Source organism: Comamonas sp. F1-6 (assembly GCF_039581415.1).
GTDB classification, from domain to species: domain Bacteria; phylum Pseudomonadota; class Gammaproteobacteria; order Burkholderiales; family Burkholderiaceae_C; genus Comamonas; species Comamonas thiooxydans.
Window position 1 is genome coordinate 222,636 of the sequence record NZ_JBCPWN010000005.1, and the last position, 13,667, is coordinate 236,302.

Annotated in this window: 11 protein-coding genes; 6 read left to right on the plus strand and 5 right to left on the minus strand. The window is 63.3% G+C overall.

Going from position 1 to position 13,667, the window contains the following annotated elements; translation table 11 throughout:
- The first annotated feature begins 51 nt into the window (after positions 1 to 51).
- From AAIL66_RS07625 to AAIL66_RS07635, 3 genes are all read left to right on the plus strand, one after another.
- Positions 52 to 1,146, plus strand: coding sequence for a branched-chain amino acid ABC transporter permease (locus AAIL66_RS07625; protein ID WP_343496395.1), 1,095 nt, complete (start codon positions 52 to 54; stop codon positions 1,144 to 1,146).
- The gene (locus AAIL66_RS07630) at positions 1,139 to 1,909 is read left to right on the plus strand and encodes an ABC transporter ATP-binding protein (protein WP_343496396.1); all 771 of its coding nucleotides are present in this window, start codon (positions 1,139 to 1,141) and stop codon (positions 1,907 to 1,909) included. The genes AAIL66_RS07625 and AAIL66_RS07630 overlap by 8 nt, the downstream gene beginning before the upstream one ends.
- Positions 1,910 to 2,036: 127 nt before the next feature.
- Positions 2,037 to 2,738, plus strand: a complete 702-nt coding sequence (locus AAIL66_RS07635; RefSeq protein WP_343496423.1) for an ABC transporter ATP-binding protein — start codon at positions 2,037 to 2,039, stop codon at positions 2,736 to 2,738.
- 159 nt (positions 2,739 to 2,897) lie between these two features.
- Here the strand turns inward: AAIL66_RS07635 and AAIL66_RS07640 are convergent, their stop codons facing one another.
- The 4 genes from AAIL66_RS07640 to AAIL66_RS07655 form a co-directional block, all read right to left on the minus strand.
- On the minus strand, positions 2,898 to 3,371 hold the full coding sequence (locus AAIL66_RS07640) for a hotdog fold thioesterase (RefSeq protein WP_343496397.1): 474 nt from the start codon (positions 3,369 to 3,371) through the stop codon (positions 2,898 to 2,900).
- A 239-nt stretch (positions 3,372 to 3,610) separates the two neighbouring features.
- On the minus strand, positions 3,611 to 5,125 hold the full coding sequence (locus AAIL66_RS07645; RefSeq protein WP_059440085.1) for an acetyl-CoA hydrolase/transferase family protein: 1,515 nt from the start codon (positions 5,123 to 5,125) through the stop codon (positions 3,611 to 3,613).
- Positions 5,126 to 5,362: 237 nt separating this feature from the next.
- The gene (locus tag AAIL66_RS07650; RefSeq protein WP_003069662.1) at positions 5,363 to 6,685 is read right to left on the minus strand and encodes a solute carrier family 23 protein; all 1,323 of its coding nucleotides are present in this window, start codon (positions 6,683 to 6,685) and stop codon (positions 5,363 to 5,365) included.
- A 232-nt stretch (positions 6,686 to 6,917) separates the two neighbouring features.
- A complete protein-coding gene (locus AAIL66_RS07655; RefSeq protein WP_343496398.1) occupies positions 6,918 to 8,828 on the minus strand; it encodes a radical SAM protein in 1,911 nt (636 codons plus the stop codon).
- 173 nt (positions 8,829 to 9,001) lie between these two features.
- Here AAIL66_RS07655 and AAIL66_RS07660 point away from each other — a divergent pair, with 173 nt between their 5' ends.
- A complete protein-coding gene (locus tag AAIL66_RS07660) occupies positions 9,002 to 11,089 on the plus strand; it encodes an acetoacetate--CoA ligase (RefSeq protein ID WP_343496399.1) in 2,088 nt (695 codons plus the stop codon).
- 72 nt (positions 11,090 to 11,161) lie between these two features.
- Here the strand turns inward: AAIL66_RS07660 and AAIL66_RS07665 are convergent, their stop codons facing one another.
- Positions 11,162 to 11,911 carry an enoyl-CoA hydratase/isomerase family protein gene (locus AAIL66_RS07665; protein ID WP_034351253.1) on the minus strand — a complete coding sequence of 250 codons (750 nt, stop codon included), beginning with the start codon at positions 11,909 to 11,911 and terminating at the stop codon, positions 11,162 to 11,164.
- 149 nt (positions 11,912 to 12,060) lie between these two features.
- On the opposite strand from AAIL66_RS07665, the gene minC reads away from it, so the two are divergent.
- Together minC and minD are read left to right on the plus strand one after the other, a co-directional pair.
- A complete protein-coding gene (minC, locus tag AAIL66_RS07670) occupies positions 12,061 to 12,795 on the plus strand; it encodes a septum site-determining protein MinC (protein WP_034351247.1) in 735 nt (244 codons plus the stop codon).
- A 58-nt stretch (positions 12,796 to 12,853) separates the two neighbouring features.
- The gene (minD, locus tag AAIL66_RS07675) at positions 12,854 to 13,666 is read left to right on the plus strand and encodes a septum site-determining protein MinD (protein ID WP_003069672.1); all 813 of its coding nucleotides are present in this window, start codon (positions 12,854 to 12,856) and stop codon (positions 13,664 to 13,666) included.
- Position 13,667 lies beyond the last annotated feature (1 nt).

Sequence of the window (13,667 nt, forward strand, 5' to 3'; positions counted from 1 at the left end):
TCCCCTGCTTGGCTCACGCCAGTTCTGCAAGCAGTGTCAAGGATCACTGATATGAGCGATACCTCCTATACGCCGCTGCCGCAATCCAATCAGGCCTATGCAGAAGCACCGGCCGTCACCAACCAGAGCCGCCCCATTCGCGCCAAAAGCGTGTGGGTAGCTGTGGTGCTGCCGCTTGCTGCTGCAGCGCTGCTGGCTGCTGCACAGCCCTTCTGGTCGGCCTATCTCTCCGATCTGGTGGTCAAGATCATGATCCTGTCCATCTTTGCGCTGAGCCTGCATATCCTGGTGGGCGGCGCAGGGCTGGTCAGCCTGGGCCATGCGGCCTACTTCGGGCTCGGTGCCTATGCGGCGGTGAAGGCAGCCGGCCAGGACGGCAGCAACTTTCTCGTCATGCTCGGCGCCGCCGCCGGTGTCTCGGGCCTGTATGCGCTGGTGGTGGGCGCCCTGAGTCTGCGCACCAAGGGCGTGTACTTCATCATGGTCACGCTGGCATTCGCGCAGCTGGCTTTCTTTGTCGTGCACGACGTGGGCTATTTCGGCGGCAGCGACGGCATCTACCTGATGCAGCGCCCGGCCATAGGCGCACTGGACATGGAAAGCAGCAGCACGCAGTACTTCGTGGTACTGGCCGCGCTGGTGCTGGTCTACGCCTTCATCGCCATGCTGCGCCACTCCCGCTTCGGCCATGCGCTGGCCGGCATTCGCGTCAACGAGCAGCGCATGCGCGCTGCCGGCTTTGCCACCTACGGCTACAAGCTCGCCGGCTTTGTGATTGCCGGTGCGCTGGCGGGTCTGGCGGGCTTTCTGCTGGCCGCACGCGATGCCGTGGTCAACCCAGAGCTGCTGGCCTGGCACCACTCCGGCGAGGTACTGCTGATGCTGATTCTGGGTGGCGTGGGCTCGCTGCGCGGTGCCGTGCTGGGCACCATCACCTTTGTGCTGCTCAAGGAGCTGCTGAGCACACATGCCATCGTTGGCAATGCAGCAGACCACTGGCAGCTGACGCTGAGCATCGCCATCATCGCGCTGGTCGCGCTGCTGCCCAAGGGTCTGGTGGGCATCAACGACAAATGGCAGAAGAAGGCTGCAGCGCAGAAGTCTCAGTCGACAAGCGCTGGCCAGCAAGGAGCAGATCATGGCTGATGCGGCAAATGCTCCCCAGATGTCGGTGCGCGGCCTGACGCGGCGCTTTGGCGGGCTGGTGGCCGTGAACAATGTGGACCTGGATCTGCACCAGGGCGAGGTCCATGCCGTCATCGGCACCAACGGCGCAGGCAAGTCCACGCTGATCAACATGCTCTCGGGCGAGATAGCGGCCAGCAGCGGCAGCATTGCGCTTGAAGGCCGGGACGTCACGCAGATGCCGCAGCCGCAGCGCGCCAAGGCCGGCATCGGGCGCAGCTATCAGCGCACCACCATCTTTCCCGAGTTCACGGTGCTGGAGAACTGTCGCCTCACGGCCCAGGCCCAGGCCCTACCAAGGCCCTGGCGCATCTGGGAATCGGCCCAGCATTGCGCAGCCAGCATGCAGCGGGCGCAATCTGCGCTGCAGCGCGCAGGTCTTGCCCAGCATGCCGAGCGCATCGCCGGCAGCCTCAGCCACGGCGCCAAGCGCCAGCTGGAGGTCGCCATGTGTCTGGCCACAGCACCCCGCGTGCTGCTGCTTGACGAACCTCTGGCAGGCATGGGCGCCGAAGAGACAGAACGCATGCTGGAGCTGCTGCAGGAGCTCAAATCCGCGCATGCCGTGCTGCTGGTGGAGCACGATATGGATGCCGTTTTTCGCATTGCCGATCGCATCACCGTCATGGTCAACGGCAGCGTGGTGGCCACGGGCACGCCCGATCAGATTCGCAACGACCCGGTCGTGCGCACCGCCTATCTGGGAGAAGAAGAGCATGCTTGAAACAAAGCCCCCCCTGAGCGGCTCTGCCGCTTCCCCCTCGGGGGACGGCACCATCGCTGCGGGGCAGCCCTTGCTTGCTGCCTCTGGCACAGGCACGCGCCCACTTTCCGGGGTTTCGAACCATGCCATGTTCAGCCTGCAGGAAGTGCACAGCTTTTACGGCGACAGCCATATCCTGCACGGCATCTCGCTGGATCTGCCCCAGGGCCAGGCCGTGGGCCTGCTGGGCCGCAACGGCATGGGCAAGACCACGCTGATCCGCACGCTGATGGGCTATGTGGCGGCACGTTCGGGCCGGGTGTTTGCCGACGGCAAGGAGGTGACGAATTCCGCCCCCGAAAAAATGGCTCGTCTCGGCATTGGCTATGTCCCCGAAGGGCGCGGCGTATTCCCCAATCTCTCCGTCAAGGAAAACCTCTTGATGAGCGCCAGAGCCGGCCTGGACGGCAGCCGGGGCTGGACCTACGAGCGCGTTCTGGAAACCTTTCCACGCCTCAAGGAGCGACTGTCCAACGGCGGCGATCAACTCTCGGGCGGCGAGCAGCAGATGGTCTCCATCGGCCGCGCACTGATGACCAATCCGCGCCTCATGATTCTGGACGAGGCCACCGAAGGGCTGGCTCCGCTGGTGGTGGCCGAAATCTGGCGCGTGATTGCTCAGATTCGGGAAACCGGCATCTCCACGCTGATCGTGGACCGAGACTACAAGAAGGTGCTGGCCCATACCGACAAAGCCGTGGTGATGGAAAAAGGCCGACTGGCCTTGCAGGCCGAGTCCGCGGATGTGCTGCAGCAGCCGGAGAGGTTGTCGGTGTTGTTGGGAGTTTGACTGTCGTCTTGTTTTGATAGCTGTTCACGCCTGATAGATAAGCTTTTGAGACCTCCTCTGTTTGATGTTTGGAGTGAAACTGGGTACCTGATTTATGGACAGAGGCCGGGACTCGCCCGGCGTATATCCTCAAAACAAAGCGGTCTCGCAAACCAAAACCTACTGAACCCCACCCAACGAAGCCGCATCCAGTCGCACATTCTTTGCGGCCTCGGGCGGCAGGATCGCCATCGTCAGACTGCAATTGCAGGTCAGCTTGCCCTCTTCATCACGCAGCTCCACCGCCCAGACATGCGTGGTGCGCCCCAGGTGCGTGGGCCGCGCCGTGGCGGTGATCCAGCTGCCCTTGCGGCCTGCTCGCACATGATTGGCAGTCACGCCCAGGCCCACGCAGCGGTAGCCTTCGGGAATGCTACAGGCCGCGGCCATCGACCCCAGCGTCTCGGCCAGCACCACGCTGACACCGCCGTGCAAAATGCCATAGGGCTGGCAGGTGCGTTCATCCACATGGATGCGTGCGCGCACATAGTCGTCGCCGTATTCGGTGAACTCAATGCCCAGGTGGGAAATTGCAGTGTTTGCGCTGCCTGCGTTCAGCGCTTTCAGCTCAAGCTCTCGGGTCCAGATCGCCATACCAGTCCTTGTGGTGCATGAAAAAAGGACGCTCCTTACAGAGCGTCCTTCGATGCTAAGGACTTGGAGCAGCAGACGCCAGCACCAAGCGGACTAGCTCGCAGCGGTCAGCCCACCCACACCCCGAGTCAGAGACACCAAGCAAGGGCCTAGGCGGCCCCGCCGCCCCGCAGCAAGGGTGTCGTCTCCCTGGGGGGAAGCCGCGGAGCCGCCCAGGTGCAGCGGCTCAGGGGGGTAGCTCAGCTACGCATATCGCCCTTGTCCATGAAGCGCTGATGCCAGGACAGTGCCTCGGTCAGGATATGCGGCGTGTGCTGTGCACCCTGCTGGCGCGAGCGGTCGAAATAATCCTGCAGCTGGGCGCGGTAGTCCGGATGGGCACACCTGTCGATGATGACTTGCGCACGCTGCTTGGGCGACAGGCCGCGCAGATCGGCCAGGCCTTGCTCGGTGACGATGATCTGGGTGTCATGCTCGGTGTGGTCCACATGCGAGCACATGGGCACGATGCAGCTGATCTTGCCGTCCTTGGCCACCGAAGGCGTGACAAAGAAGGACAGATAGCCGTTGCGAGCAAAGTCGCCCGAGCCGCCGATGCCGTTCATCATGCCTGTGCCCATGACATGGGTGGAGTTGATGTTGCCGTAGATGTCGGCCTCGATCATCGAGTTCATGGCGATGATGCCCAGGCGGCGCACCAGCTCGGGGTGGTTCGAGATTTCCTGCGGGCGCAGGATGATGCGCTCGCGGTAGAAGTCGATGTTGTCCTCGAAATCCTTGTAAGCCGCGGCAGACAGCGAGATGGAGGTGGCCGAGGCCTTGCTCATCTTGCCCGCGCGCAGCAGATCCAGCATGCCGTCCTGCAGCACTTCGGTAAAGCCCAGCAGGTTCTCGAACGGGCCGGTCAGCAAGCCTGCCAGCACGGCATTGGCCACATTGCCCACACCCGACTGGATGGGCAGCATTTCCTTTGGCAGGCGGCCCATCTTCATCTCGTGGGCCAGAAAGTCGATGATGTAGCCGGCTATTTTCTGGGAGTTCTCGTCCGGTGTGGCAAACACATTGTCGCGGTCGCCCTTGTGGGTCTCGACCACGGCCACGACCTTGGCGGGGTCCACCTTCAGGTAGGCATCGCCGATGCGGTCGTCGGCATGCGTCATGTTGATGGGCATGCGGCGCGGCGGGATGGCCGTGCCGTAGTAGATGTCGTGCATGCCCTCCATCCGGGCGGGTGGCTTGGTGTTGACTTCCAGAATCACCTTGTCGGCGATCTCCAGCCAGGTCTTGTTGTTGCCCACGGCAGTCGACGGTATCAGCAGGCCGTCGGCGGTCACGCCCAGCACCTCGATCACGGCGATGTTCATATGGCCCAGAAAGCCGAACCAGGCATGCTGCGCCACATGGGACAGGTGCATGTCGATGAAGTCGATCTCACCCGAGTTCACGGCCTTGCGCGCGATGGGATCGGTGTTGAAGGGCAGACGCTGACCCAGTGCGTGGGCTTCGGCCATCACGCCGTCGCATTCGGCGGCGGTGGACGCGCCGGTCCAGACATTGATCTTGTAGGGCTTGCCCTGGGCATGCTCGGCCTTGGCACGGGCCGCTATGGCCTGTGGCAACGCCTTGGGATAACCGGCTCCGGTAAAGCCGCTCATGCCGACATTGACACCGTGAGGAATCAGGGCGGCGGCCTCTTCGGCCGTCATGACGCGCGAGAGGAATTCTGGGTAACGTACGCGATCTGCGATGGACATTGCATGCTCCAAACTCAGAGGCCCCGGCCCGGCACGCGAGCCTGACCGGCGCCAACGCGCTGGCATTCTTGCGGCTCATGCTCGGCGCTCAGGCTGGCACCTCCAAAAAAAACCGCCCGGGTAGGGCGGCATATCTCCAGAGAGAAATGTTACCAGCGCGGAACATTAATACCGGGATTCTTGGCAAAGGCCCCGCGCTGCTGTCAGGGGAATGTTCCCCCGATTACATGTTGGCACTCACTTGGCCTGTACCTTGGTTTCAGATTTGCGCTCGCCCATGGTCAGCAGCGCATACAGGATGATGGCGCCAAAGGTGGCGCAGCCGATGCCGCCCAGCGCGAATTCGCCGAACCTCAGCGTGAATTCCCCGGTGCCCAGGATCAGGGTGATGGCAGCCACGATCAGATTCTTGGTGTCGGAGAAGTCCACCTTGTTGTCCACCCAGATCTTGGCGCCGGCAATGGCGATCAGGCCGAACACCACGATGGAGACACCGCCCATCACGGGCAGGGGAATGGCCTGGATCAGCGCACCGAACTTGGGCGAGAAGCCCAGCAGCACGGCCAGCAGGGCCGCCACAAAGAACACGGCCGTGGAGTAGATGCGGGTCGCCGCCATCACGCCGATGTTTTCGGCATAGGTGGTCACGCCCGTGCCGCCGGCTGCGCCGGAGACCATGGTGGCCACGCCGTCACCGATGAAGGCACGGCCCATGTACTGGTCCAGGTTCTTGCCCGTCATGGCGGTCACGGCCTTGATATGGCCCAGGTTCTCGGCCACCAGGATGATGACCACGGGCACGATCAGCAGCATGGCATTGCTGGTGAACACCGGCGCATGGAAGCTGGGAATGCCGAACCAGGCGGCATTGAGCACTCCGCTCAGGTCCACCGGCTTGCCCCAGCCCAGGCCGTTGGTGAAGACGGCGTAGAGCACGCTGGCAATGATCAGGCCGATCAGAATCAGCAGGCGCTGCAGCATGCCGCGCGTGAACACGGCCACCAGTGCCACGGAGACAAAGGTCAGCGCCTGCATCCAGGATTCGAAGTTGTTGGACGCCATGTTCTTGATGGGAATCGAGGCCAGGTTCAGGCCGATGATGGCCACCACGGCGCCCGTCACCACGGGCGGCATGAAGCGTTCGATCCAGGCCGTGCCCACCATCTGCACCAGCAGACCGACCAGCATGTAGACAAAGCCGCAGGCAATGATGCCGCCCAGCGCCACGCCGATATTGGCGTTGGCTGGGCCCTGGCTGGCCACGTAGCCGGTGGCGATGTTGACCACGCCGATGAAGGCAAAGGAAGAGCCCAGATAGCTGGGCACCTTGCCGCCGGTGATGAGAAAGAAGATCAGCGTGCCGATGCCGCTCATCAACACCGCCAGATTGGGATCGAACCCCATGAGGATGGGGGCCAGCACGGTGGAGCCGAACATGGCGATCACGTGCTGGATACCCATCAAACCGGTCTGCGTCCAGGGCAGTCGCTCATCGGGGCCGATGACGCCACCGCCCTGCAAGACATCGGACGATCGCTCCGTCCATTGAAACATTCCCATCCCATCGCTCCTTGGAGATATCAAAAACGGAGCAGATTATGGCAAGCAGTGCTTGCCCGCTGGGGTCGTGCAAGCACTGGTAAACCAGGGACTGTGGTCTCTTGCACACGCGGGAAAACGGCGGCAGAACGTCAGACTATCAAATACATAGCTTCCAGCGCCAACCTATCAATGATTTCATTGATAAATAGATATGAAGTGATTGATCAGCAAGCGCAAGAAGCTATCAAATTCATTGCTTCTGCTGCAGCGCACGCGCAATGCGATCGCGCTTGACCGTAGGCTTGGGCACCTTGAACGGGAACCACATGCGCACATCCTCCTCCAGCGCTATGCCGTGCATGAAGTTGTAGATGGCCTTCTTGAGCGCCGCGCCCAGTGCATCGTGATCGACGCCCGTGGGGTCGATGAAGGGACGGTCGTTCTTGGCAAAGTCGCCCTCGGGCAGCGGCGGCAGCTCGATGCCGTATTCCTCGGGGTTGAGGCCCACGGGCGAGTGCACGGTGCAGCTGAAGCGGTGAAAGAAGCCGCTTTGGATACAGCCGTTGAGGAACAGCTGGCGCACATACTCGAGCGCGTCCACCGTGTCCTGCACGGTCTGCGTCGGAAAGCCGTACATCAGATAGGCATGGACCAGGATACCGGCCTCCGAGAACGCCTTGGTCACGCGTGCCACCTGGTCCACGGTCACGCCTTTTTTCATCAGCGCCAGCAGCCGGTCGGACGCTACTTCCAGACCGCCGGAGATGGCGATGCAGCCGCTGTCGGCCATCAGCTCGGCCAGCTCGGGCGTGAAGGTCTTCTCAAAGCGCACATTGCCCCACCAGGAGATGCCGGCGTTGCGCGCAATCAGCTCCTGCGACAGCGCCTTGAGCGCCTTGGGCGGCGCGGCCTCGTCGACAAAGTGAAAACCGGTCTGACCGGTCTCGGCGACGATGGCCTCGATGCGGTCGGCCAGCACGGCGGCGCTGGCGCCTTCGTAGCGGCCGATATAGTCCAGGCTCACATCGCAGAAGCTGCACTTCTTCCAGTAGCAGCCATGGGCCACGGTGAGCTTGTTCCAGCGCCCGTCGCTCCAGAGCCGGTGCATGGGGTTGAGCATGTCCAGCAGCGACAGGTATCGGTCCAGCGGCAGGCCGTCCCAGGTGGGCGTTCCGACCTCGGCAAACGCGATGTCGGACTCCATCATGTTCACGTACTGCACCTTGCCGTCGTCGCCGCGCACAAAGCTGCGCACCAGACGCGATCTGCCGCGCTCGCCGCGCAGATGCTCGAGCAGCGCCAGCAGCGGGCGTTCGCCCGCATCCAGGGTCACGAAATCGAAGTAGTCGAACACGCGCGGCTCGGCCAGCTCGCGCAGCTCGGTGTTGACAAAGCCGCCGCCCAGCACGGTGGCGATCTGCGGGAAGCGCCGCTTGATGGTCTGGGCAATGCGAAACGCCGCATAGGCCGAGCCCGGAAAGGGCACGGACAGCAGCACCACCGTGGGCTGGTGGCGCTCCACAGCCTCCAGCGTCAGGCGCTCCAGCACCTCGTCCACCAGATTCGGCTCTGCCGCCAGTGCGCTGGCCAGCGGATCGAAGCTGGGCTGGCTGCCGGCCAGCGATTCGGCATAGCGCACGAACTCGAAGCGCTCGTCCACTGCATCGCGCAGCACATCGGCCAGATCGTTGAGGTACAGCGTGGCCAGATGCTTGGCCTTGTCTTGCAGGCCTAAAGCGCCGAAAGCCCATCCCAGCGGATCGCCGCCCTCTTCGTCCTCATACACATCGAGCGTGGCAAAGCGCGGGCCTTCGGGCAGAAAGTGGCGCCCCACGATGCGGTGGGCCAGCGTGGAGTCTCGCCCCTGCAAAAACGCAATCGTGGGCGCGATCGTGGCCAGATAGCGCTCCTGCTGCGCGACAAAGGACTGGACGGCAGGCGTGTGCTGCCTGGCAGGCAGACTCTGGATGCGCTCGGCCACAGCACGCAGGCCATCGGGCGAGAGCAGCTGCAGCACCAGGGCCAGTGCCAGGTCTTCCTGCATGGCGGTGATGCCGCGCGAGCGCAGAAAGCCGGTCAGATAGGCCGTGGAGGGGTAGGGAGTGTTGAGCTGCGTCATCGGCGGAATGACGGCCAGCACGCGGGTGGGCAAAGCGGACATGGGGTGCGGGTCGCCGGCATGCGCCGTTGACGGTGTAGACAGGCCCCGATTATCGGTTTGACCGCTCAGCTGTGCTCGTGTGCGCCCATACAGCCGACCGCGCTGCTGCACAGGTGACATCTGACGGGGCCACCACCAATGACTTGCAAGGGCTGCAGCGCTAGGCTGGACCCATGTCTTCCGCACCGCAACACCCCGCTCCCTATATCCCTCAGATCCGGCTGTACCAGAACTGGCTGCATGAAACGCGCGGCCTGAGCTTTGCCGACTATGACGCGCTGTGGCGCTGGTCGACCAGCGATCTCGACACCTTCTGGCAAAGCATCTGGGACTACTTCGATCTGCAGTCGCCCACGCCGCACAGCGCGGTGCTGGCCAGGAACACCATGCCCGGCGCGCAGTGGTTCCCGGGCGCGCAGGTGAACTATGTGCAGCAGGTGCTGCGCCATGTCCAGCCGGCCCATGCCGCCGGCATGCCGGCCGTCATCAGCCGCAACGAGCAGGGCCTGCAGCGCGAGCTGAGCTGGCCCGAGCTGCAGCGCCAGGTGGCGGCCCTGGCCCTGCATCTGCGTGCCCAGGGCGTTGCCAAGGGCGACCGCGTCGCGGCCTATCTGCCCAATATTCCCGAGGCCATCGTCGCCTTTCTGGCCTGCGCCAGTCTGGGCGCCATCTGGAGCATCTGCGCGCCCGACATGGGCACCCATGCCGTGCTCGACCGCTTCAAGCAGATAGCGCCCAAGGCGCTGATCGCCGTGGACGGGGTGCACTATGCAGGCAAGGACATAGACCGCTGCGAGGTCCTGCAGGAGCTGCGCCAGGGCCTGCCCAGCGTGCAGCACGTGGTGCTGGTGCCCAATCTGGATACCTCGATAAAGATAGCCGACACCGCAGACTACACAAGCGTTACAGCGAGAAATGACGCTGATACCGCTGCCTTTGAGCCCGAGTGGCTGGCGTTCGACCACCCGCTGTGGATCGTCTACTCCAGCGGCACCACGGGCCTGCCCAAGCCCATAGTCCACGGCCATGGCGGCATGGTGCTGGTGGCCTTGCAGCTCAAGGCCTTGCACAACGACATCGGCTGCAGCTACGAGCCCAATAGCTGGGGCGAGCGTTACCACTGGTACAGCTCCACGGGCTGGGTGATGTGGAATGCCCAGGTCTCGGGCCTGCTGGGCGGCACGAGCTGCGTGATCTTCGACGGCAGCCCTGGCGGCAGCAAGGACAAGCCCGACTGGGGCACGCTGTGGCGCTTCGCGGCCGAGACCGGCGTGACCAGCTTTGGCTCGGGCGCAGCCTTCTATGCCAACTGCATGAAAGCCGGTCTTGAGCTGTCCAGCTGCGGCGACCTGTCGCGCATACGCGGGCTGGGCAGCACGGGCTCGCCGCTGTCCGCCGAGGTACAGCAGTGGGGGACGGAGCAGTTTGCCAAGCTTGGGCGCCCTGACATTTGGTGGAACAACCTCTCGGGCGGCACCGACTTCGCGGGGGCCTTCATTGGCGGCAACCGCGATCTGCCCCTGGTGCCCGGCGTCATGCAGTGCCGCCAGCTGGGCGCCGCCGTCGAGGCCTGGAACGAGCAGGGCCAGCCCGTGATGGACGAGGTCGGCGAGCTGGTCTGCACCCAGCCCATTCCCTCCATGCCGCTGTTTCTCTGGGGCGATGCGGACGGCAAGCGCTATTTGTCGAGTTACTTCGATATGTACCCGGCCGGCCATGGCCGCCAACCGGGCGGCGGCGATGGTGACGCCGAAATGGGGCCGGTCTGGCGTCATGGCGACTGGATCAAGCTGCTTGGCGAGGGCGGCTGCATCATCTACGGCCGCAGCGACGCCACCATCAACCGCCATGGCCTGCGCATGGGCACCAGCGAGATCTACAGCGCCGTCGAGGCCCTGCCCGAGGTGCTGGACAGCATGGTGGTGGATCTCGAATATCTGGGCAAGGACAGCTATATGCCGCTGTTTGTGGCCCTGCGTCCGGGCGTGGAGCTCGATGCGGCGCTGCGCGAGCGCATCAACAAGGCCATCCGCTCGGCGCTGTCGCCCCGCTTTGTGCCCGACGATATCTTTGCCGTGGCCGAGATACCGCGCACGCTCAGCGGCAAAAAGCAGGAGCTGCCCATCAAGAAGCTGCTGCTGGGCCAGCCGCTGGCCAAGGTGGTCAACAAGGACGCCATGGCCAACCCAGGCTGCCTGGACTGGTACGAGGGCTTTGCCAGGGAATATCTGGCCCGGGCAGGAGCAGGCACAGTGTCCTGACACAGCAGGCGCGGTGCGAGGGCCTGAGTGGCCTCCGCCGCCTTGCAAAGGATTACCGTCCCTTCTTGGGGATCAGTGCCCCTGAAAGCGGGCAGTTCTCTTTTCGCGCCAGGCCGCGCCGCCTTCCTTCAGATCGGCTGAGGCGATGGTGGCCTGCACGGCGGCATCGACGCCCGCCTTGTCATGCACGCCACGGGCAATGGCGTTGAGATGTTTCTTCATTCCCAGCAAGGCCAGCGGCGCCATGCCGGCCAACGTGGTCTGCAGCTGCATCACGCGCTCGCCGATATCGGTGCCGTCCACCAGATCGGTCAGAAAGCCGCAGTCCTTCATGGCCTGGGCCTGCAGCTTCTCGCAGCTCAGGAACAGGCGCTTGGCCGTATCCACGCCCAGGCGGGTCACATAGCGCTCCAGGCCCGAGAGGTAGAAATGCAGGCCCAGCCGCGCGGCGGGCATGAACATCTGGCTGTTGGCCCCGCCCACGCGGAAGTCGCAGGCCAGTGCCATATCGGTGGCACCGCCGAACACGCCGCCCTGAATCGCGGCAATGGTGACGGGACGGCAGTTCTCGATGGCATCCACCATCTCGCCGAAGGAGCTGCCCTCGTTCTGGCTGTTGGCGATCTCGCCAATGTCATAACCGCTGCAGAAATGCCTGCCCACCGCCTGCAGCGTCAGCACCAGCACCGCGGGGCTGGCATTGACCTCGTCGATCTGACGGCGCAGCACGATCAGGTCTTCGGGCAGCAGTTTGTTGGCAACTTCGGGACGGCGCAAGGTGATGCTGGCACAGGCGCCCTGGATCAAAAGCTCTGGAGACATGACTGTATTTTCATCCAGACCTGCACAGACACAGGCCTCTGAGGTGCATCAAGTGTTGCAGTGCAAACACTCGGTGACCATATCTTTTGCCGGTAGGCAGGTACACTTTGTCGTCCTCATAGAGCACCTGATGTGCGCTGATCCCATCCATGTCTGTTGAATCGACCGGCGCCGAGCGCCCCAGCTTTGACCTCAAGAGCGCACAACTGCCGGTGCTTTCCGTGGTACTTCGCAGCACCGACATGCAGGCGCTGGCCCAGGATCTGGCCCGCCGTCTTGCCGACGACCCGGACTTCTTCGACAACGACCCTGTGCTGATCGACCTCAGCCAGGTGCGCGAAGCAGAGGAAGAAATCGACTTCCCGGCCCTGATCGAGGCCCTGCGCAACCACCGCACAGTGCCCGTTGCCGTGCGCAGCGGCAGCGAGGCCCAGATGGAAGCAGCCAAGGCCCTTGGTCTGAGCGCAGCCCCCGATGCCATGCCGACGCGCCGCACCGAGCCGGAAATCCACGAAATCATTCGCGAAGTGGAGGTCGAGGTGCCTGCTCCGCTGGCCGATGCCGTCATCGTGGACCGGCCGCTGCGCTCGGGACAGCGCGTCTATGCCAAAGGCACCGACATTGTGGTTCTGGACATGGTCAGCTATGGTGCCGAGGTGATTGCCGACGGCAACGTCCATGTCTATGCGCCGCTGCGCGGCCGCGCCGTGGCCGGGGCCAGCGGCAACACCAGCGCAAGAATTTTTAGCACTTGCATGGAGGCGCAACTGCTTTCCATCGCAGGTATCTACCGCACAATTGAAACCGATCTCCCCAAGGACGTCGCCGGCAAAGCTGCCAAGGTGCGCCTGGAGGGAGAAAGAATCGTTATCGAGCCGGTATGAGAGACACACCGGACACCCTATCAACCTGCCCCATTTGTCTTAAAGGAATCGTGCAAACATGGCCAAAATCGTCGTCGTGACCTCTGGCAAAGGCGGTGTCGGCAAGACCACCACCAGCGCCAGCTTCGCATCCGGCCTCGCACTGCGCGGCCACAAGACCGCAGTGATTGACTTCGATGTGGGTCTGCGCAATCTCGATCTGATCATGGGCTGCGAACGCCGCGTGGTCTATGACCTCATCAATGTCATCCAGGGCGAAGCCAATCTGAACCAGGCCCTGATCAAGGACAAGCAGTGCGAAAACCTGTTCGTGCTGGCCGCTTCGCAGACCCGAGACAAGGAAGCCCTCACGCAGGAAGGCGTGAAGAAGGTGCTGGACGATCTGTCCGCCATGGACTTCGAGTTCATCATCTGCGACTCGCCCGCCGGCATTGAAAGCGGCGCACTGATGGCCATGCACTATGCCGAAGAGGCCCTGGTGGTGACCAACCCCGAAGTCTCGTCGGTGCGAGACTCGGACCGTATCTTGGGCATGCTCAGCTCCAAGACGGAGCGTGCGGTCAAGGGCGAGCGTATCAAGGAGCATCTGCTGATCACGCGCTACAACCCCAATCGTGTGGAAGACGGCCAGATGCTGTCGCTGGAGGATATCCAGGACATTCTGCGCATCGAGCTGATCGGCGTGATCCCCGAATCCGAAACCGTGCTCCAGGCCTCCAACCAGGGCATTCCCGCCGTGCACATGCAAGGCACGGATGTGGCAGAGGCCTATCAGGACGTGGTGGCCCGATTCCTGGGCGAAGAAAAACCCATGCGCTTTACCGAAGCCGTCAAACCCGGTTTCTTCAAGCGCATGTTTGGCGGGAGGTAAG